The sequence below is a fragment of the Mesobacillus persicus genome (assembly GCF_900109925.1).
Classification (GTDB): domain Bacteria; phylum Bacillota; class Bacilli; order Bacillales; family Cytobacillaceae; genus Mesobacillus_B; species Mesobacillus_B persicus.
Map to the genome: position 1 here is coordinate 39,509 of NZ_FOBW01000011.1, position 21,205 is coordinate 60,713.

Consider the following 21,205-nt stretch of genomic DNA (forward strand, 5'->3'; position numbering starts at 1 on the left):
CAATCCGGTCTAAAAATGACCATGCAGAAAAGGCAGAAACGTCTATAGATAACGTTTCTGCCTTTTCTTCTTCAGGAGTTTGGTTCTAACTGTGGGAATTTGCTCTTATCGGTTAGGCGCTAAGGTTAAAACACTTTGAATCTGATAAATAGAGGGAAGAATTCCCCTTAATTAGCAATTGGCATTGAAAATGGTTTAAATAGAGGGAAGAATTCCCCTTATTTGACTCGAATAACATGAAGATAGGTGTTTTTGTTTTGTATAGAGGGAAAATTTCCCTCTATTTCCCTCAAAACGAGCTCTAATCTGCATTTAACGGTAAAATCTCCCCTTATTTATTAGCTGATTACTAAATTTAGGACAGGACATGTTCTTTTTTGAAAACTGAGATGAGCTAGAAGAGCCTTTATTTAAGTTGCTCGAGGTAATTTACGGCTTCCTCAAATGTATCAATCGGAACTATTTTCATATTTGTATTAATGTCTTTTGCAGTCCTTACAGCAGCCTCATAATTAGAGCCATTTGCTCCTTCTTCATTAGGTGCTAGAAAGATATCAGCCCCGGCTTTATCTGCTGCTACTACTTTTTTTTCAATTCCACCTATTCGGCCAACTGTTCCATCTGAAGACATGGTCCCTGTTCCGGCAATTTCATACCCGTTTGTTAAATCTGTTTCAATTAACTGGTTGTAAATTTCAAGGGAGAACATTAATCCTGCCGATGGTCCACCAATTTCATCTGTTCGAACATTTACTTCTGGGGTCACCTTAATCTCTTTGTCATCAACAAGAGAGATTCCAATTCCCACTTTTTCACTTGTCTCATTAAATTGTTTTAAAGGAAGGGTGATGTCTTGATTGTCATCCTTGTTTTGAACAGTCAGTGTGACGGTTTCTCCCAGCTTCTTTTTGCCCACATATTCTATAAACTCTGTCGAAGAGGAGAATGGTTTGCCGTCAACTTGGACAATCCGATCACCGACCATTAACTTCCCGTCTGCTGGCATTTCAGGGATGACCTGCAGAACATACACTCCATTATAGTCATACTCAATAGGTAAGCCCGCCTTTTTATAAGCCACCTCAATCGCATTTATTTTAGAACTGTCCATCATATGTAGCTGCCTAGCAGTGTATTCTTCATCCGTTTCATTCTCTGCCCTAATCTCCTCTAGGGGATGAATTTCTTGATAGTCACTGAGCTTGGCCATTAGGTAAGAGTAGATATTGGCTCGCCCCATCCTAATCGTGGTAAGCATGAAGCTCCCTTCTTCCTCAAACCCTCCCTCCACTTCAATGATTGGTTCAAGTTCCTTGGCCATTCCTGGTTTAGAAACATAATAAGGCAAATAATAAAATGAACTAGCAAACAGGAGGACAGCAAGTATAAGTGTTAGTCGAACTGATCCCATTTTTTTCATGATGTAGGGCGCTCCTTCCATTGCTCGATAAACTGATGGATTTTCCCGATATTCTTCCTTGTTTCTTCCTCACCAATGGCAATAATCTCATCTATATTTTTAAAGGCTTTAGAACTATACATTTCCGTCCGAGGTCTTAACATAATATCAGATGCGATTTCCCGATTTGAAACAAGCTCCATTTGCATAATGTCTATACTTTGCATAATGACATCGAAAATCGAGGAAATCTCAGCATTCCTATTTACATGTGATACATCGACAGCAATGATAATATCCGCTCCCATCTCCTTTGCTACAGAAACGGGAATCCTATCAATAACCCCTCCATCAATCAGGAGGCGACCATTTAGTTTTTCAGGCGTGAAAATCCCCGGGATGGAAATACTTGCTCTCACCGCATCCGCTATCGGTCCCTCTTTGAACACTACTTTCTCTCCAGAAACCAGGTCCGTCGTTACAACAGCAGTAGGTATATCAAGATCTTGGATTTCTTTTCCATGAGTGAAAATCCGAATTAAGTCCTTCACTCTGTTTCCAGCTATAAATCCCATTTTGGGTACGGTAAAGTCCAAGTAATATTTTCTTTTAAAAGCCTTTGAAAGCTTATAAAGCCTATCTATATCCAATCCGGCTCCATAAAAACATCCTACCATTGCACCCATGCTGCTCCCAGCCACCATATCAATCGGGATTCCCTCTTCCCGTAGCACTTTAATGACACCTAAGTGTGCAAATCCACGAGCCCCACCAGAGCCCAGGGCCAAACCAATTTTTGGACGCTGCAAGAAAAATTCCCCCTTTAATCCTTCAATAAACTTTTGGTCTATTTTGCATACCTGTGAGCATATTGATTTTATATGAGGACAAGGTGTATGTAGCTAAAACCACTCTATTCTTTATATATGGTTCAGATGCAAAGTGCAGTACCTGTTGACCATATATAAATCCACACTAGTCTGATGAATATTTCTTATTTTATCATTGTTTCATCATGTTTCACAGCAGATGACCTGCGGAGGGAGGATATACGTGCTTAAATCAAAAATGAAAACGGCAGTACTTGCTAGTTCTGTTACGGTGATGGCTGTCTCAATGATTATTTTTCCGCAGGAATCATTAGACGCGTCCATTCGGGGATTAAATATGTGGTGGGAGATTGTTTTTCCTTCCTTGCTACCCTTCTTCATTGTTTCGGAATTGTTAATTGGCTTTGGTGTTGTTAAATTTATTGGTGTTCTTTTAGAGCCCCTAATGAGACCGCTTTTTCGTGTACCTGGAGTTGGCGGGTTTGTTTGGGCTATGAGTATGGCCTCAGGCACACCATCCGGTGCCAAACTGACGGCCACCTTACGGCAAGATGGACAATTAACAAAATTAGAAGCGGAAAGACTAGTTTCCTTTACCAATTCTTCCAATCCAATTTTCATCTTTGGAGCGGTTGCCGTGGGATTTTTTCACAACCCACAGCTAGGCGTTATCCTTGCACTCGCGCACTATCTTGGAATTATAACAGTAGGCTTGGTGATGAGGTTTCATGGAAAAGAAGAGAATCATAAGGTAGGTGGTAAGAAGAAAAAGCTCTCCATCCGCGATGCGTTCGTCGCCCTACATAAAACACGCATTAAAGACGAGCGTCCAATTGGACAGTTGCTTGGGGATGCTGTTATGTCATCCATTCAGACCCTGCTGATGATTGGCGGCTTCATTATTATCTTTTCTGTAATTAATAAATTGTTATACCTATTAGGTGCAACCGCGTTTTTTGCAGGCTTTATTGCTTACCTTTTAGAGTTGGTCGGTTTAAATGACATGTTAAGCATGGCCTTTATATCAGGCCTTTTTGAAATAACCATGGGAAGTCAGATGGCCAGTCAGGTTCAAGAGGCGACCTTGTTCCAACAAACCATCATCACTAGCTTTTTTCTTGGTTTTAGTGGCTTTAGTATTCAAGCACAGGTAGCTAGCCTTCTTGCAAAAACAGATGTACGCTTTCAGCCTTTCTTTATTTCAAGGATTCTTCATGGCTTTTTTGGAGCCATATACGCTGTCCTTTTATGGAAACCAATTTATTTGCGTTTTCTAGAAGATGAGCAATCATCCAATGCGATGCCAGTTATGAATAGACTCTTTGAGGAAGGAACGAAAATGGCAGATTTTCACCTTACCCTTTCGCAAATTGGACCACTTGTAACTATTATGTCTCTTATCATCTATATCCTACTTTATTATAAAAGGACACAAAACGTACTCAAATAAAAAGCGAGCCTTCTCGGCTCGCTTTTCACCTTATTTATTGGCTCTTTGCTCAAAATTGTTGCTTTTTTGTAGATGAATAGGACTTTTATCTTTAATATAAGAGAAAAGAACTTGCAAAAATTACTATTACGTACAAAATAGCTTATCTTGCGTTAATTTCGGCTTTAGGGACTTAACATTCTATACGAAATTAGCCTATTTATTAAACTTCGCTCTAAGTGCTGTTTCTACTTCAGGAGGTACTAATTCTGAAATCTCGCCATGGTATTGAGCTACTTCCTTCACAATACTAGAGCTTAGGAAGGAATATTGGTTATTGGTCATGATAAAAAACGTCTCAATCCCTTTATTAAGTAGGCGATTCATCGATGTAATCTGCATTTCATATTCGAAATCGGATACAGCTCTAAGCCCACGAATAATTGCGTTTGCATTAACACTTGCCGCATATTCCACTAAAAGTCCATGGAACGTATCTACTTTCACGTTTGGTAGATCCTTTGTAACCTTCTTGATTAATTCCATCCTCTCTTCTACCGTAAATAACGGGTGCTTTGAGGAATTATTGAGGACAGAGATATAAATCTCGTCAAAAACCTTTGCTCCTCTTGTGATAATATCCAAATGCCCATAAGTAATCGGATCAAAACTCCCAGGAACGACGGCAATGCTAGCCATTTAAATTTCCCCCTCTTCGCCCTTTTTATATGTAAATACTGTAACTCCAATAATACCATATTCTTCATGTCTTATTTGCTGATATCTACCTATTTTTGGAGGAAGTTTTGTTTCAGAGCCATGTTCACAAACAATCACACCATTTTCTTTAAGAAGGCTAGCATCATCCATCATTTCCATCAGCTTAATTAATTGCTGTTTTTTATATGGAGGATCCAAAAAGATATAATCAAAACTTAAATCTCGTTTTTGTACAGCTTTTAACGCTCTAGACGCTTCATTTCGATAAACCTCTGCTTGTTCATCTAGATTACAGAAACGTAGATTCTCATTAATTGTCTGGACTGCTTTCCGGTCTAAATCTACAAAGATAACTCTTTCAAGACCTCGACTTAGCCCCTCAATGCCTAGACCTCCACTTCCTGCAAACAAGTCGAGACCTAGTCCACCATTAAAATATGGACCAATCATATTAAAAATCGCTTCTTTTACCTTATCAGTCGTTGGCCTAGTTGAGTTTCCGGGAACCGCTTTCAACCCCCGCCCCTTTAAGGTACCTGATACAACCCTCATCACATAAACCCCTTTAACCTCTAAATCACTTCTACCTTATCCTACCACATGAAAAAAAATATAATCAAAAAATGTGTATAAGCTGGACCATTATGGAAATAATGTAAGTAACAACATCAATTCGAGGATGTTGTTGCCAACCGCGGAGAAGACTTACGTTTCCCCATAAGTTCTTCCTCCGGTTTCTCCTCTCCCTTTGCCTTCTGTCCCAATGATGGGATATAGAAGGACCCTGCAGAAATGCAGGGTTTTCTTTTTTTTATAGGCTTTATAGAATAAGCGGAGATTTTCCGGCTAAATACAGAATGGAGCTCATTTCTAGGTAAATAAGGGGAAATTCTCCGGTTATGCAAAGCAAAACACCATATTTTCATGTTTTTCGAGTCAATAAGCGGAATTTCTCCGTCTATTTGAGCTATTTTTTATAAAAATTACTAATTAAGCGGAATTCTTCCGCTAATATTCAGACCGGGTCCTTAACCTAATCCCCTAACCAATAAGAGCCTTTTCGAAACACTAGTCAAAGCTCACTTACCAAAACCCTTTATGTACGAACACTCAGTAAAAAAGCGCAAGCTCCTCATCCGATTTGAATGAAGATGCTAGCGCTTTTTATATTCCCATTTTATAGTCATATTCCTTTGCTTTATCCGGTGCCGAGTTTTCAAATTCCATTTTTAAGTATGGCTTATAGGATGGCTCTACTTTTTTTACAAAAGAGTATGAACTAATCTTCTGAATGAGAGCATCCGTGTCTTCTAAATCACAGTACAAGACTACATACTTAAGCTTTCTCGACACATAATGCACATTGCCAAACCTTCTTAGCATTTTAGCTTGCTTTAATGAGTAAAGCCAAACTATGATTCCTTGTCTTTGACCTATCATATTCTTTCCCCTTCAGAACATATACTTGTACCTAGTTTATCACATGAAACCTATTTTTTACAATCTTGCTTTATTTTTAGTAAGGCTGTTTTCGTTATGTTTGTTGCTTTTAAACAAGGGGTGGTTGATTTGCGCTCCAGGATGCTCGCTTTCCGCGGGGCGTGCGGTGAGCCTCCTCGTCGCCACGGCTCCTGTGGGGTCTCACCTGTCCCGCTGCTCCCGCAGGAGTCTCGCACCTTCCACTCCAATCAACCTGTTTTATCTATATGTATAACCATATAAAACAAATCTTTTAGAAAACAGCCTTAGTAAATGAAAAAAAGAGTATGGAAAGCTCCATACTCATTAACAACCGCAGCTACCACCGCTACCACAGCCACCACCGCAAGAGGAACCCGTATCAAAAAACGGACTCCCAGTCGGGACTTTAACGCTTGCTGAAACAGATCGCCCAATTAGCACACTAATTTCATCAAGAAGGCCTTGGACATCATTTTCCGCTTTCTTAAACTCGGCAACAGCTTCATCTAGGTCTACATCCCTTTTAAGTACCCGAATCTGTGTCATAACTTCCTTGTAATCAGGATGATATTTACCAAACCTTTGCACTTCTTCGTAACGCTCCTTCATTTTCACGAAGGCCTTAATCTTAGTCTGCGTTTCAACGCTGGACTTCACTCTATATAAACACTGTCGGTAATTCTCTGCTATGTCAGAATCTAGTACCATTTGAACCAATTCTTCTGCTTTTTCTAAAAGTTCTATTCTTTCGATTGTAGCAAGCATGTTTCGCCCACCTCCGTTTCATATTTTAACATGAAAACAGTGGAAAAGCGAAGTTCTAAAATGAAATAAGCTTCCTAGGTTAGAAAGAAGCTTTAAGTTTGCGTGTTCATATTAGCAAACATCTGCATCATCATCGAAGCCATTTGAACCCCATTCGAAAATTTTTGCACTTGATGTGGAATGGTCTTCTCATAATAATTCATAGCAGCAATCTCCATTGTCGAAATATCTCTCGGATCTCTAGCTAGTTTTCTATACCAATGAGGATTGATTCGAATAAATTCATGTAACTCTTTTTGTGTTTGAATTTGCTCTAGTACGTCTTTTCTCAAACCAATACTCCTCCTTTAGTCTTTTCTAAAAGAAAAGGGGTGTTGAGGGGCCTCGTTTTTTGGACTATTGCTTGGTGGTTGATTCCCCTGAAATTGTCCAAGAACTCCTTGAATCGCTGCGATTGCCTGGCTTATATTGCCTATCTGTCCTTGGAGCTGGTCTTGGTCCATATTCTTAACAGCATTCATTACTTTAGACATCCAATCACCGCTAGTTTTCGTTTCATCCGCTTTCTTCTCTTCTTTAGATTTATGACTTCCCTCACGGTAACTATCCCAGCGCGCATCGTCTTCACCGAGCAAGTACCACTCCTCGTATAATTCCTGCCAAGTTACATCCCCATTTCTTACTTCTTTAATAAGATTAGGATTCTCTTTAACAAACATCTTAAATTGTTGCACTGATGGATGGAGTTTTTTATCTGCCATGTCCGTCACCTCACCTTGTTACAATTGCCTACAATAATTTATGTGTTACGATAAAAAAGGTGATTCTTATTATTAGGAACTTTCCATCAGCAGACCTTTTACTGCCTATAAAACTGCGTTAAAATGGTCAAAGGATTGGCTTACAAAAGTGGAACTAGAAAGAGGTTAAAAAAAGATGAAAGATAATGAATTAAACTCCTTACTGGAAGAATGTTTGCTACTAGCAAGTGAAGAGGACCAAAACATCATTAGAAATATTCTAACCGGTGTGAAGCAAAAGCTTGAGAAAAAAGATGAAACGTATATTGGGAATATCCTTCAGTTTGAGAAAAAAATTGAGGATAATACATATGAACTGACTATTCCCGTTTCATCACTGATTAACAATAATCTTGATATCGTACATGGTGGAATCACAGCAACCGTTATCGATACTGCTATGGGAATGATGGCCGCCAATACTCTACCTGCAGGTTATGCTTGCGTCACAACTCAACTAAATATTCATTACTTAGCGCCAGGAGTGGGAAAAGAAATAACATGTAAAGCCCGATTTGTTCACCAAGGTTCAAAAACAATCGTAATGGAATCCGATGTCCATCGGGATGATGGCAAAAAAATTGCCCATGCAACAGGTAGCTTCTTTATAGTAAAAAAATAAGCAAAGGGGGAAATTCCTTTGCTTTTCTCTTTTAATAGTATATTAAGTTCTTTTCTCGAACATGGTTGCAGTCTTATTTTATGAAATTCTGAGTGTAGTATTTATTATAAACACCAACACCCAAATGTGTGAACTCCACATTGAGAAGTGATTCGCGATGACCTTTACTGTTTAGCCACCCTTCTACAACAGCAGGGGCATCCGTATAATGCGCCGCAATGTTTTCACCTGCAAGTTGATAGAATACATTTCCTGCGTCTAAACGATCTGAAAGGCTACCATACTTTTCTGATATATGAGCAAAGTAGTTCGCTTCCTTCATCTCCTTACTATGTGCATAAGCCACCTCAGCTGTACTCTCATCCCAATGCAACCTCACCCGCTTATGCCTTGTCCGTATCACATTCGTTATATCAAGTATCTGTAATTCCGCTCCAACCTCAATTTTTCTCCACTCACTATCCTGAATTTCTTGTGGTTTAATGATTTCGCCTCGATAAATCATTTCATAAGGTTGATGTTTAACGAGAGTCTCCCCATCTATAAATCTTACACTCGAAAGATTTCCAGTAAAACGATCAATATACAGTTGAGCATGAATATCACCCACATTTATTAATGGCCTATACAATATATCCTCTTCTGTAAGCTCAAATTGATAGGAATTGTCCTTTATATTTATAGGGACTTGGGCCTGGATTGAATTGATTTTATGATATTGGTCTATAGATAGCCCAATCTTAAATGGGGCTGTATTAACTGCATTTCCAATCGCATATAGGGTAACAACTTTATTGTTTAACACTCCCGCTTGAACATAATGATTTAGATCAAAGTTATATATAAACCAAGTATAGCCATAAGCAGATGAATCTTTCCTAGCAGGTGCCCCGAGTTTTTGAATTAATGACTGAACATCTTCACCAACTAAGGTGCCTAGGCTTTCCGCAGGCAAACCTAGGGCGGCATTTAGAGGGGATTCTTTTTTTTCTACGTCTATTATATTCTCTGCAGTATGACTACCTTTCTCCTCATGATTGTCAAAAGCAAACTGAAAGCCTATGTATAAAATGACAGATGCAATTAAAAATATCCCAATAACAGGTCTCAGAGAATTCCCTCCTTAATTTAGATGATTTTATTTCTTGAATGGGGATGACCTATTATTATTTTATCATTTATGATTATTACTTTAACGAAAAAAAAGGCGCATATAAGCACCTTTTTCCCTAGTTCTATATAAGTTACTGTAGCTGACTTTTATCTGTCTCAGAAATTTCAGATAGAGCAACTTCTGCCTTCTTGTCCATTTTAGGATTAACCGCTAAATCTCCTAATGATACAATTCCTACAAGTTTATCCCCTTCGACAATAGGAAGACGACGGATTTGGTGTTCGGCCATTATATTTGCTGCTTCATCAGTTGTAGTTTCTGGTGTAATCGTAATTAGATGGTCACTCATGACCTCTTCCACTTTAGAGGATCCAGGGTTCTTCTCAGCCACTCCCCGAATAACTAGATCCCTATCTGTAATCATACCTACAAGTCTCTCTCCATCTACAATTGGGATGGCACCTACATCGAATTCCTTCATTTTTACGGCAACCTCATAAACATTATCGAGTAATGAACAGGTTTCTACATCTGTCGTCATAATTTCGCGAATCTTTGCCATTTCTGCCAACTCCTTCGTTTAAATCTCTTACTTTTATAGAATCTCCTTTAAAAAACAATTTATGCCAGCATAATACATTGCAACTTTTTCGTATTTTTACTATTATTGATAAGGAGAAGGTTCCATTAAGTAGCATACTGCTTCTATGTGTTTAGGAGGGATGAGGATGATTTTTGAAAATACCGGATTGGAAAAGTTCAAAGCCGATCTGAATAGGTTAGACGAACTCATGGAGGATTATGGGTTAGAACGGCATGGCCAGTGGGATTACGAAAGGGTCACATATGACCGTAGGTTTGATTTAAAAGAGGGTACATACTATCTTCGCGTTCAGGGGTATGCGGTCGAAGGAGATGTAGGTGCTCATAAAGCTGTCATTCAATTGATGGCTCCCGTTATTGGGAAGCACTATTATCCACATGGTATCGAATATGGGGAAAATGAACACTTTCCAAAATCATTATTAAGTCAATGTGAAAAAATCCTTAGTGATGTTAAGGAAAATGTCGAGAAAGTTGCCCTATAAGCTAATGGAAAAAGGCGCATTTTTGCGCCTTTTTTTCAAACCCAATTTAGAAAACTTAAATATCCATACTTTTGTTGTGGACTCTACTAAATACGAATATAATGGAAAGGTGATAAACCCTCTTTATCATAGAAAGGAGTCCACCGTTGACTAGATTCTTTACCAAAAGAAATATAACCGTTCTTATAGCTATACTCCTTATAGCATTATTAATCTATATCATTCTTCCCGTTTCTGTTCCGTTAATAGGTGCACTATTAACAGCAATGGTTCTTGAACCCATTGTGCGATTTTTACAGGAACGAATGAATATTGGCCGTAAATTTTCGGTCACAATTACGTTTATTGCTTTTTTAATATTAATTAGCTTTTCTGGATACATTATTACGACAAAAGTGATTACAGAAGCTGTGAACGTGGTTGAAAACGCTCCAAAATATATTAACGATATAACCAATGTTTGGTTTGATGCCCAGGACCGTTTTGTGGAGGCTGCAAAGGATTTCCCAGACGAATTAGTTGAAGAAATCAATGATCGCGGGGAAATCTTTCTAATAAATGTTCGGGATGACTTACTAGCTCTGATTAATATTAATAATCTCAAGACAATCCTGACGAATATTCCAAACTTCCTCGTCAGTTTTATTGTCTACTTAATTGCCCTCTTCCTCTTCCTACTAGACTTACCGCGTCTTAGGAAAGGATTTTATAGCTTTCTTTCGGATAAAACAGCCGAAAAGGTCGATTTTATGACATCAAGGCTTGCTTATGTGATTACTGGGTTTTTCAAGGCTCAGTTCCTAGTTAGTGTTATTATCTTTGTAGTATCGTTAATTGGTCTATTTTTGATTGTTCCTGAGGTTGCCTTATTCATGTCTCTAGTTATTTGGGTAATTGATTTTATTCCTATTATAGGATCCATTGCCATATTAGGCCCGTGGGCTCTTTTCCACCTTTTAACAGGGGATATTATTATTGGAACGAAACTAGCTATATTAGCTGCTGTCCTCTTAATTATTAGGAGAACCGTAGAACCAAAGGTAATGGGTACTCATATTGGCTTGTCCCCATTAGCTACTCTAATTGCAATGTACCTAGGATTAAAGTTGTTAGGCATGGCTGGATTCATTATCGGTCCTCTATTAGTGATTGGATTTAATACCGCTAGGGAAGCTGGAATAATCAAATTGAATTTCAAAATCTGACCGGACATCATGTCCGGTTTTTTTATTGTTTTAGTCCCCCCTGTTATAACCATTCTAGAAACTTCGACTCCATACCTTCCACACCGGATCAGTAATCAACATACAATTTTAAAAGACAAAAAAAAAAGCTACCTACTGGCAGCTTTTTACTAGTAATATTATTTAACTCCCAAGAATTGCTTTAATTAAGGATGTTGTTTCTCCACCATGGTAGAAAACATACAATAGCAGATATACGGCCACACCAGTGATTCCTGTGAAGAACCAAACAATGCTAGTTACTGGGCCTAGCTTTCGATGGAGAGCAAGTCGGTTTTTATAACCAGACCATAGCGAGATAATCCCTAAGATTGCACCAGTTGTGGCAAGGATAATATGAAATATTAGAAACACTGTGTAATAGATCTCAATATCAGCTGGTCCGCCAAACGATGTATTCCCGATAAAGAGCGTTCTCGAAGCATAAATAATAAAGAAAATCACAGCAAAAATTCCCGCAAGTGTCATTGTCTTTTTGTGTTTCTCAATATTCTTCTGTTTAATTTGCCACCACCCAATGGCGACAGTAATAGCACTGAGCACAATGAAAAACGTACTAATCGTTGGCAAAAGTGGAAGGCTTTGCATGCTCATTTTCCTCTCTCTATTATTTCTAATTTATATTTTTAGTCTATTATTCGGTTGTCCGAGGTTGTTGCTGATGATATAGTGCTAACTCTTCCTTCTCCTTCTCCCGTTCGCTATTGTACCAACTGAAGAACGCGTAAGCTAGGACCACTCCATATACAATTTCCTGAATAATTTTCATTAATACTCCGCCTAGTCGTTGATCTTCAATTAAAGATAGAGAACTAAACATCTCAGGCCCACTTAGATTTAGTGTAGCAAGAGTGGATGGTGGTACGCACAGTGCAAGAGCTTGTCCCCATGCAGTCGGATCCGCAAAGGTTGCATACATAGGTGTTTCCGCGAAAATGATTAATGCACAGGCTGGAGTTAACAAGACTCCATCGGCAAATATATAGCCGACTTTCTTCAAACCGGACAAAGACTGTTGCTCAGGTAAAACATTAAGTAATGGCCACCACATGGCGATTGAAAAAATAAACAACACCGAAGTAAACACAGCATGCAACCACATATCTGTTTTAACTACATCAAATATTAACGGAATATGATAAAGCGAAAACATACCGTTAAATAATATAAGTGCAATTAAAGGTTTAGTTATAAAAGCAAACAGTGGCTTAATGACGCGTGTGTTTATCAAATTCCTCCAAAGCCAATCAGGTAACCCAAAGATAAGCAAGGGCGGTATGACAAGGTATAGCGTTGCCATTTGTACCATATGAGCATAAAACGTGATGTGCCCCAACAAGTCAAGAGGCGACCCCTTTATCACATATAGCAAAATAATTCCTACAGTAAAATATGTTGTCTGTTTTGCCGTAGCTTTTTGGCCACCTTTAAACCGTGGATAGTACTTGAATACTATCAGGTAATAGAACGCCAAAATGAGAAGTATGCAAACAAAATAGACAGGACTCCAGTTTGCTCTAAAACCGAAGAGATCAAGAGAAAACATGACAAAATCACCTCTATTATTAGAAAACCTTTTATACTATTATACCTGTTCTGACAAGCTATCCGCAATGAAACAGAATATTCTACTCAATATTGAAACTAACAAAGAAAAAATCGGCAAATATGCCGATTTTCCCTTTTAGAAATATTAAATTACCACCAAACAATTGTAACAAATGCTAAAACAGTTACAAAGCCAACTAGAGCGCCTGAGTAAAGAAATAGCGCAGGAGCCTCATGTCCTTTGTGACTCATATGCATGAAGTAGTACAATTGGAAAATTACCTGAACAACAGCCAAAAGTAGAATGAATGGTACCGTAAACCATTTGGATAAATCACCAAATCCGACCGCAGCAAAAGCAATCAACGTCAAGAAGATCATTAGAGTAAAGGTGACAACCTGGTATCTCATTTCCTCTGCATTCTTTTTGCGTCGGTACTCGATATCAACTTTTGGGTTACCTGTAGTTGGTTGTTGATTTGCCATCAGTTATCCCACCATTCCCATTAGATATACAACTGTAAAGATAAATACCCACACCACATCAATAAAGTGCCAGTAAAGACTTGCTACATAAAACTTTGGTGCATTATAAAGGCTTAGTCCACGCTTAGCATTTCGAATCATCAAGCTTATAATCCATAAAAGACCGAAAGCAACGTGAGCCCCATGGAAACCTACAAGAGTATAAAAAGCAGAACCAAATGCACTACTTGTAAAAGTATGATTATATTCATGTACATAATGATTAAACTCGTAAATTTCTAAGCCAAGGAAAGTAAGACCCAATAATACAGTTATTCCAAGCCAAAGCTGCATCTTTTTGAAGGCAAAGTTTTTCATATGGTACATTGCATATACACTTGTCAATGAACTAGTTAAAAGCAGCATCGTCATTAAGAATACAAGCGGCATTTCAAATAGGTCCTTCGCAAGATAATGGTCTCCTGTAGGAACCTTATCTTTCAACGCAAGATAGGTTGCGAAGAGGGAAGCAAATAGTACCGTTTCTCCTCCTAAAAAGAACCAAAAGCCTAAAAATTTATTTTTCGCTTCAAGGGTGGCTTTCTCAGGCGACGCAGGCCAGGTCTCATTCGTCATTTTTTCTTCAGCGTGCATTATGCCTTTCCCCCCTTATCTTTGTCATCAATTAAATCTTCTTTATGGATATGGAAACCATGGTCGTCCTTGATTGAACGTACGAGCATTGATAGTAAAGTAATTGCCATTCCAACAACCAATACTGGTAGTCCCCAAGCGTAATCTACACGGTACATCGCACCAAAGGCAGCAATGAACAATCCTAATGAAATCATGAATGGAATAAATGAACTATTTGGCATATGGATATCTCCAAGCGGTTCAGCAGGAGTCATCTCTTTCTTACCTTCCATCTTTTCAATCCAGTAAGCATCCAAACCACGAACTAAAGGAAGCTGCTTGAAGTTATAGAATGGTGGTGGTGAAGAAATCGCCCATTCAAGAGTACGTCCATCGCCCCATGGATCATTACCAACCTTAACATTCTTCACGCTAGTGATGACAATATTCCATAATAGAACGATGACGGCTACAGCCATAAAGAAAGCCCCAATAGTGGAAACCAAGTTACCGATTTCCAAACCTTGGTTAGGTAAGAAAGTGAAGATACGACGTGGCATCCCCATCAAACCAAGGAAGTGTTGAATAAAGAATGTTAAATGGAAGCCGATTAAGAATAACCAGAACGTGATTTTTCCTAAAAACTCATCTAACATCGTACCAAACATTTTTGGCCAGTAATAATGGGTACCTGCTAAAAGTGAAAGCACGACCCCTCCAATAATAACGTAGTGGAAGTGAGCTACTACAAAGTACGTATCATGGTATTGATAGTCAGCAGCTGCTACTGCTAGCATAACCCCTGTTACCCCACCTGCGACAAAGGATGGCACAAACGCAACAGCGTACATCATTGGTGTAGTGAATTTAATGCTTCCTCCCCACATCGTGAAGAGCCAGTTAAAGATCTTAATCCCAGTAGGGACAGCAATGGCCATAGTAGCAACGGCAAAAATTGCATTTGCAATTGGTCCTAAACCAGTTGTGAACATGTGGTGAGCCCAAACCATGAACCCTAAAAATCCAATTAATACAGTGGCAAAAACCATTGAAGAATATCCAAACAAACGCTTTCTAGAGAATGTAGAAATAATATCTGAGAAAATCCCGAAAGCTGGTAAAACTAGAATATAAACTTCAGGGTGTCCGAAAATCCAGAATAAGTGCTCCCAGATAACTGTATTCCCACCCATGGTGTGATCAAAGAAATTTGAACCAAATAAACGATCAAACATCATAAAGAATAAACCGACTGTTAATGCTGGGAATGCGAATAAAATTAATGCCGATGCAACAAATGTAGTCCATGTAAATAACGGCATTCTCATATACGTCATACCCGGAGCACGCATATTAATAATTGTTACAAGGAAGTTAATCCCCGCAATCAATGTACCTGCACCAGAAATCTGTAATCCAAGTGCATAAAAGTCGATTCCATGACCTTCTGAAGCAAGTGACAGTGAAGCATACGAAGTCCAACCTGCATCAGGAGCTCCACCTAGGAACCATGAAAGATTTAGAAAAACTCCTCCAAAGAAAAACAACCAAAAACCTAAAGAATTTAAGAATGGAAAAGCAACGTCCCGAGCGCCAATTTGTAATGGTACGATTGCATTCATAAATGCAAATAACAGTGGCATTGCCGCAAGGAAAATCATCGTTGTTCCATGCATTGTTAATACTTCATTATAGAAGCCTGCGCTTACAAAATTATTATCTGGAATAGCTAGCTGAATGCGGATCACCATAGCTTCTAATCCACCGAGAATAAAGAAGAATCCGCCGGCTATTAAGTATAGGATCGCGATTTTTTTATGGTCAACAGTGGTTAAGTAGTCCCATATTACAGCGCCTACCCCTTTTTTTTGAGCATAGGTACTCACAATTTTACCTCCATTTCTTCCCCTGTTATTCTTGAACTTTTAAGCCCATCAAGTATTGAGTAACGGCATCAATTTCCTCATCTGATAAGTTATATTTACCAGTCATCTTATTTCCTGGCTTATATTCTTCAGGATCTTTTAGCCAATTCTTAATATTTTCTTCATTATTTTCTAGGATACCTGCAACAAGTGTGCGATTCCCAAAGTCTGTTAAGTTAGGACCCATACGTGCTTGCTCAGGAGTTGTGTTTGCAGGTGTAACTGCGTGACAACCAATACAGCTATTATTAAAGACTTCCTGACCAGCTTGAGCTGTTGCAGTTTCAGCTTGAACAGGTTCTGTTACATTTTGCATATCTGCTACCCACTGATCGAATTCAGCACGTGGAAGTGCTTTTACTTTGAAATCCATTAATGCATGTGAAGGACCACAAAGCTCTGCACATTTTCCGTAGAAAATCCCCCCAGCTTCGTCAGCCTTTGTTTGGTCAAATTCAAGCCAGAACTTGTTTACATTATCCGTGTTTGTATCCATTTTTCCACCAACAGGAGGAATCCAGAACGAGTGCTTAACGTCTGAAGCCTTTAAATTAAAGTAAACCTTTTCACCAGTTGGCACGATTAAATCCTGACTGGTAACAATCTCTTCATTTGGATACTCAAATTCCCACCAATATAAATTGGCACGTACATTTACGATTAGCGCCTCAGATTCACCCTCTTCAGCTTTCTGATCCATCTCAGATACATCTGCAAGTTTAAACGTTGCAGAAACAGTTGGAACAGCAAGAACGACTAATAATAGAATCGGGATAACCGTCCATATTATTTCTAACGTGTGACTTCCCTCAACTTGCTTTGGAATTTCATCTTCACTTTTCCGGCGAAAACGAACCATAACCAAAATAAATATTATTGCTACTACAACAATTACCCCTACCATGATTGCAGTGCTGAGCACCATCAAATCATATTGGATTTGCGCAACCTCACCTGCCGGTTGTAACGCGGACAGAAAAGGTTCTCCACATCCGGCCAATAGTGCTACGACCGCTAACAATGGTAGCAAACGCCATTTACCTAGCCTTTTCATAGATTTTTAAACCCCTCTTTCTTATAAAATTCATTAAATAATTCTGAATAAAATATGGATAAATCCTCCCCATAGTTTACGGAGAGAATGGCCCAGCAAACTTAAAAACTTAGTATAGTGAAAAAAATATTAGCCACTTTATATGAGTGTGACAATTACCATAGCAACAAATAAAATCGTTAAGTATTGTAATGAATAGACAAACATCAATTTTGCCCATTTAATATCATCTTTAAATTTCCGAGCAAAAACACCTAAGAATAACCACCCTACATTAAGTAACGAGGCAATAACTATGAAGGTCACTCCTAGTTCTGTAAGTAAGAACGGCAGCGGGAGAAGAGCAATAATCCAAAGCATAATCGATTTCTTTGTCTTTTCAAACCCTTTTACTACAGGAAGCATGGGAATACCAGCAGCACGGTACTCCTCCACTCTCCTCATTGCAAGCGCATAAAAATGTGGAGGCTGCCAGATAAACATGATTAAAAACAGCACCCAGGCCATTAGATCAAGATTAGCATCTACTGCTGCCCACCCGATTAATGGAGGTACCGCTCCGGATATACTCCCAACAATCGTGTTGGATACGTAAAGACGCTTTGACCACAAACTATACAGAACAACATAGCTAAAGACCCCAATCAGCCCGATTATACCAGCTGTAACAGTGGTCATAAATAAAAGTATGGAACCAACACCAATGAATAAGAAACCAAGTAACGCCACTTTTCCCGGTTGGATTTTACCTGTGACAGTAGGTCTACCTTTCGTTCTTTCCATTAAGGGGTCAATATCACGGTCTATATAATTATTTAAACTACATGAGCCAGCAATTATTAAAGAAGATCCTATCAATGTTAAAAAGACGATATCTAAGTTTCCTAAGAACCGCATGCCACTAAAATGCAATGCAAGCCATAGTCCAGTAAATGTTGTAATTGCATTCGAATTGACAATCCCGACTTTAATCAAAGCAAGAAAATCTTTAAATGCTGTTGTCTCAGACACACTTGCGTTCAATGCCTGCTGGTTCCCGTCCATAACAGCTTCATTAAAAACCTTAGGACTCGACATTCCCTCTCCTCCTTCATCATTAAATTCTTATTCTAATTCAACCGTTTAAATTAATCTAGATTTGATGTCTTTTTTTTGCACCTTTTCCACTATTTACACTGTAGAAAAGGTATTAAATGTTTGTGTAGGAAAATAAACTCTCTTGTTGTATATTAAATCACACTTTACACTTTTTTTGTGTACTTTTTTTGAACAAATTGCAATGTTTTATTCAAAAGAAGTGATGAATGCCTTAGTTTAAAAGGATTTCAACATTTCTACCTGATGGTTTCTGTATCCAACCAAGTTCGAGCCATCTACTAGATCTTCACTTAATATATTTATTAACGTATATAGATTATTATCCTCAAGAAATTATCCTTCGCTTTTCATTTCATTTATATTTCTACCAAATTCGTTGGAATGAATCAATTATTTTGCCTAAATATTCAGGCATTTTTTGAGTATTGAATAATAGGAGCATATTGTGTAGTATCGATTAGGGGCCAATACTGCTTTCTGTCTTTTTATGAAAAAATCAGTTATGATAGATTCGAATTACCCACTTTAAGACCCATCATCATTATACTTGTCTAGGAATTATATGACAACTTATCCAACTTTTAAACAAGCAGGTGAACTTTATTGAAACGCTCTTTGAAATGGCTGGCTGTCTTAACTACAATTGGTATGCTTTTTGTTCTCCTCGGCGGGGCGCTTGTCACAAAAACTGAATCTGGGATGGGCTGCGGACGTTCATGGCCACTTTGCAATGGGGAACTTGTTCCAACAGATATCACTCCAGAGTTAGTCATTGAACTTGCCCATCGTCTAGTATCAGGTGCGCTAGGAATTATGGTTCTCATTCTCGCAATTTGGTCTTGGAAAGCGATTGGTCATATTCGCGAAACAAAATTTTTAGCGTTCTTATCTTTCTTTTTTATCTTACTCCAAGGTCTTATCGGTGCGGCTGCTGTAATATGGGGTCAAAATGACTTTGTCTTAGCAATTCATTTCGGAATTTCACTTATATCCTTTGCAGCAGTGTTTCTATTGACCTTACTGATTTTTGAGGTAGATAAAAAATTCAATGCAGAGAAGGTCATTATCGACAAGCGTATGACCACTCACATCATTGGAATTACCGTTTATAGCTTTATTGTTGTTTATACAGGAGCACTTGTTAGACACACCAACGCGAGCCTTGTTTGTCCAGACTGGCCACTATGTGTAAACTCTACCCCGGGTTTACCTGAAAATTTATATCAATGGGTACAGATGGGACATCGGGCAGCAGCAGGTTTAATCTTTATTTGGATTGCCTATGCAACATTTTTAGCAATTCGTAATTATAAACACCAAAGAGTTGTTTATTGGTCGTGGATTATAGCCTTTATTTTAGTATCACTTCAAGTGATTTCTGGGGCATTAGTTATCTTTTCAAGGCTTAATCTTTATATTGCACTTGGACATGCTTTCTTTATTTCCTGCCTGTTTGGCGTCCTCAGTTACCTAATCTTACTGGTGTCTAGGAATAAAAAAAATTCACAATCTCTCTCAAAGCCAAATGCATTTGAGCAAGAAGAACGTAAGACTGTTCCCCCTGCTCAATAAAGATGGTTCCGCGAAAAGCGTGTATTTTGACGACGATAGTCACCCTATTAGTAGATTAAAGAAAAAGAAGCGACAGATTCATCTGCCGCTTCTTTTTTACCTTATTGTACTCACCAGGGCTATTTCGCTCCAATCCCCCTAGTATCACTTTTGGCCCCAGTGTTTTTTTATCAGGATTTTACCCTATAAACAGTATTCCTTGGCTCTCGCGAAGGAACAGGGGTAGGTTTAGGTTCTTTTGTCTTTTTATATTTCTCTTCATAATGAACAAACATAGAAACGTTAACTAATATCCCTACAGCAATCGCCATTTGAAGAAGGGATGAACCCCCATAGCTTACAAATGGAAGGGGAACTCCGGTTAACGGGATAACTCCGGTGGCTCCGCCGAGGTTTACAAAAGACTGGATTCCAATCATGCTCGAAATACCTATTGCTAGTAAACTTCCAAATGGATCTTTACATCTGAGCCCAATATAAATCCCTCTTAAAACAAGATAACCAAGGCACAAGAGGACAAAGCCCACTCCAAAGATACCTAGTTCTTCAGAGATGATTGCAATGATAAAATCTGTGTGAGCCTCGGGTAGATAGCCAAGCTTTTGAACACTTTGGCCTAGCCCTAGACCATTTACCCCACCAGAACCAATGGCATAATATGAATTTGCTAGCTGATAGCCAGACTTTAACTCGTCGGCAAACGGATCACTATAAGAGGTTAGTCGGTTCAGCCTTGTTTCAGAAAAGATTTCATCCTTCATTATGAGGGATGCCGGAGCTATAAGGCACATAATAATCATAACAAGTTTAATGATATTTTTGAGATTCATTCCGGAAGATACAATAATTGATCCTGCAATCAGAAAAATAATACCAGCTGTTCCAAAATCAGGCTGTATGGCTACGAGAAGGAAAACAATTGCTAGATAAAACAGGGGCGGCGCTACTCCTCTGTCGAACTCATTGATATAAGACTGTTTTTTTGAATAAACAGCGGATAGATAAATAATGACACTGAGCTTGGCAAATTCAGCAGGTTGGATACTTCTAGCGCCAAGTTCAATCCAACTTAGTGCATTATTCGCTACCTTACCGACAATAAAAAGTACCGCTAATCCTACAAGTGAAATAACGACCATTGGCAAAAGAAATTTTGTACTTTTCATTGCCTTATATGGTATGAGTGCTGCAATTATGAAAAAGACTAAAGCAATAAGTAGATTAAATTTCTGTTTTTCATAAAAAAAATCACTTGGCACTTCATATCGTGTCACTAGGCTTGCACTGTATACCATCACTAGTCCAAACAAAGACAAGAGGGTAACAACAATGATCAAAGAATAATCATATGACTTAAATATTTTTTTTAACATCGTCTCTTCCCCATCTTCTATGTTGTATTATGTATTCTAATTAAAACCATGAAAGTCCTGCA

Annotated in this window: 23 protein-coding genes; 5 read left to right on the forward strand and 18 right to left on the reverse strand. The window is 38.5% G+C overall.

The genetic code is table 11. The annotated features are described in order from the left end of the window. Positions 1-406 precede the first annotated feature (406 nt). Positions 407-1,420 (reverse strand): SepM family pheromone-processing serine protease, encoded by a 1,014-nt coding sequence (locus tag BMX30_RS15345; RefSeq protein WP_090747551.1) that lies wholly within the window; start codon positions 1,418-1,420, stop codon positions 407-409. Then, positions 1,417-2,208, reverse strand: a complete 792-nt coding sequence (locus tag BMX30_RS15350; RefSeq protein ID WP_090747554.1) for a patatin-like phospholipase family protein — start codon at positions 2,206-2,208, stop codon at positions 1,417-1,419. The genes BMX30_RS15345 and BMX30_RS15350 overlap by 4 nt, the downstream gene beginning before the upstream one ends. A gap of 244 nt (positions 2,209-2,452) precedes the next feature. On the opposite strand from BMX30_RS15350, the gene ylbJ reads away from it, so the two are divergent. After that, positions 2,453-3,679 (forward strand): sporulation integral membrane protein YlbJ, encoded by a 1,227-nt coding sequence (ylbJ, locus tag BMX30_RS15355; protein ID WP_090747556.1) that lies wholly within the window; start codon positions 2,453-2,455, stop codon positions 3,677-3,679. A 195-nt stretch (positions 3,680-3,874) separates the two neighbouring features. On the opposite strand, the gene coaD is transcribed toward ylbJ, so the two are convergent. From coaD to BMX30_RS15390, 6 genes are all read right to left on the reverse strand, one after another. Beyond that, complete coding sequence (gene coaD, locus BMX30_RS15360) at positions 3,875-4,357, reverse strand: pantetheine-phosphate adenylyltransferase (protein WP_090747559.1); 483 nt, start codon at positions 4,355-4,357, stop codon at positions 3,875-3,877. Beyond that, positions 4,358-4,930, reverse strand: a complete 573-nt coding sequence (rsmD, locus tag BMX30_RS15365) for a 16S rRNA (guanine(966)-N(2))-methyltransferase RsmD (RefSeq protein ID WP_090747561.1) — start codon at positions 4,928-4,930, stop codon at positions 4,358-4,360. A gap of 612 nt (positions 4,931-5,542) precedes the next feature. Next, on the reverse strand, positions 5,543-5,818 hold the full coding sequence (locus tag BMX30_RS15375; protein WP_090747567.1) for a YlbG family protein: 276 nt from the start codon (positions 5,816-5,818) through the stop codon (positions 5,543-5,545). 345 nt (positions 5,819-6,163) lie between these two features. Next, positions 6,164-6,604: a YlbF/YmcA family competence regulator gene (locus tag BMX30_RS15380; RefSeq protein WP_090747570.1), complete on the reverse strand. Its 441-nt coding sequence runs from the start codon at positions 6,602-6,604 to the stop codon at positions 6,164-6,166. Positions 6,605-6,696: 92 nt separating this feature from the next. Beyond that, a complete protein-coding gene (locus tag BMX30_RS15385; protein ID WP_090747573.1) occupies positions 6,697-6,936 on the reverse strand; it encodes a YlbE-like family protein in 240 nt (79 codons plus the stop codon). Positions 6,937-6,951: 15 nt separating this feature from the next. Further along, on the reverse strand, positions 6,952-7,365 hold the full coding sequence (locus BMX30_RS15390) for a YlbD family protein (protein WP_090747576.1): 414 nt from the start codon (positions 7,363-7,365) through the stop codon (positions 6,952-6,954). 175 nt (positions 7,366-7,540) lie between these two features. On the opposite strand from BMX30_RS15390, the gene BMX30_RS15395 reads away from it, so the two are divergent. Continuing rightward, positions 7,541-8,026: a PaaI family thioesterase gene (locus tag BMX30_RS15395; RefSeq protein ID WP_090747579.1), complete on the forward strand. Its 486-nt coding sequence runs from the start codon at positions 7,541-7,543 to the stop codon at positions 8,024-8,026. A gap of 73 nt (positions 8,027-8,099) precedes the next feature. Here the strand turns inward: BMX30_RS15395 and BMX30_RS15400 are convergent, their stop codons facing one another. Together BMX30_RS15400 and BMX30_RS15405 are read right to left on the reverse strand one after the other, a co-directional pair. Beyond that, on the reverse strand, positions 8,100-9,137 hold the full coding sequence (locus tag BMX30_RS15400; protein ID WP_425283769.1) for a CAP domain-containing protein: 1,038 nt from the start codon (positions 9,135-9,137) through the stop codon (positions 8,100-8,102). Between the two features lie 133 nt (positions 9,138-9,270). Further along, positions 9,271-9,702: a CBS domain-containing protein gene (locus BMX30_RS15405; protein WP_090747584.1), complete on the reverse strand. Its 432-nt coding sequence runs from the start codon at positions 9,700-9,702 to the stop codon at positions 9,271-9,273. 166 nt (positions 9,703-9,868) lie between these two features. On the opposite strand from BMX30_RS15405, the gene BMX30_RS15410 reads away from it, so the two are divergent. Continuing rightward, positions 9,869-10,228 (forward strand): YugN family protein, encoded by a 360-nt coding sequence (locus tag BMX30_RS15410; protein WP_090747586.1) that lies wholly within the window; start codon positions 9,869-9,871, stop codon positions 10,226-10,228. A 146-nt stretch (positions 10,229-10,374) separates the two neighbouring features. Continuing rightward, positions 10,375-11,433 carry a sporulation integral membrane protein YtvI gene (gene ytvI, locus BMX30_RS15415; protein ID WP_090747588.1) on the forward strand — a complete coding sequence of 353 codons (1,059 nt, stop codon included), beginning with the start codon at positions 10,375-10,377 and terminating at the stop codon, positions 11,431-11,433. Between the two features lie 162 nt (positions 11,434-11,595). Here ytvI and BMX30_RS15420 read toward each other — a convergent pair whose 3' ends face one another. From BMX30_RS15420 to cyoE, 7 genes are all read right to left on the reverse strand, one after another. Then, the gene (locus BMX30_RS15420) at positions 11,596-12,060 is read right to left on the reverse strand and encodes a DUF420 domain-containing protein (RefSeq protein WP_090747591.1); all 465 of its coding nucleotides are present in this window, start codon (positions 12,058-12,060) and stop codon (positions 11,596-11,598) included. Between the two features lie 46 nt (positions 12,061-12,106). Next, complete coding sequence (gene ctaG / locus BMX30_RS15425; RefSeq protein WP_090747593.1) at positions 12,107-13,018, reverse strand: cytochrome c oxidase assembly factor CtaG; 912 nt, start codon at positions 13,016-13,018, stop codon at positions 12,107-12,109. A 152-nt stretch (positions 13,019-13,170) separates the two neighbouring features. Beyond that, complete coding sequence (ctaF, locus tag BMX30_RS15430) at positions 13,171-13,506, reverse strand: cytochrome c oxidase subunit IVB (protein ID WP_090747596.1); 336 nt, start codon at positions 13,504-13,506, stop codon at positions 13,171-13,173. A gap of 3 nt (positions 13,507-13,509) precedes the next feature. After that, positions 13,510-14,139: a cytochrome (ubi)quinol oxidase subunit III gene (locus BMX30_RS15435; protein WP_090747599.1), complete on the reverse strand. Its 630-nt coding sequence runs from the start codon at positions 14,137-14,139 to the stop codon at positions 13,510-13,512. Next, positions 14,139-16,007 carry a cytochrome c oxidase subunit I gene (gene ctaD, locus BMX30_RS15440; RefSeq protein WP_090747602.1) on the reverse strand — a complete coding sequence of 623 codons (1,869 nt, stop codon included), beginning with the start codon at positions 16,005-16,007 and terminating at the stop codon, positions 14,139-14,141. The genes BMX30_RS15435 and ctaD overlap by 1 nt, the downstream gene beginning before the upstream one ends. Positions 16,008-16,032: 25 nt before the next feature. Beyond that, positions 16,033-17,100, reverse strand: coding sequence for a cytochrome c oxidase subunit II (coxB, locus tag BMX30_RS15445; RefSeq protein WP_090747605.1), 1,068 nt, complete (start codon positions 17,098-17,100; stop codon positions 16,033-16,035). Between the two features lie 138 nt (positions 17,101-17,238). Further along, the gene (gene cyoE / locus BMX30_RS15450) at positions 17,239-18,177 is read right to left on the reverse strand and encodes a heme o synthase (RefSeq protein ID WP_090747608.1); all 939 of its coding nucleotides are present in this window, start codon (positions 18,175-18,177) and stop codon (positions 17,239-17,241) included. A 624-nt stretch (positions 18,178-18,801) separates the two neighbouring features. On the opposite strand from cyoE, the gene BMX30_RS15455 reads away from it, so the two are divergent. Further along, positions 18,802-19,770, forward strand: coding sequence for a COX15/CtaA family protein (locus BMX30_RS15455; protein WP_090747611.1), 969 nt, complete (start codon positions 18,802-18,804; stop codon positions 19,768-19,770). 170 nt (positions 19,771-19,940) lie between these two features. On the opposite strand, the gene BMX30_RS15460 is transcribed toward BMX30_RS15455, so the two are convergent. Continuing rightward, positions 19,941-21,143 (reverse strand): FtsW/RodA/SpoVE family cell cycle protein, encoded by a 1,203-nt coding sequence (locus BMX30_RS15460; protein ID WP_090747615.1) that lies wholly within the window; start codon positions 21,141-21,143, stop codon positions 19,941-19,943. Positions 21,144-21,205: the final 62 nt, after the last annotated feature.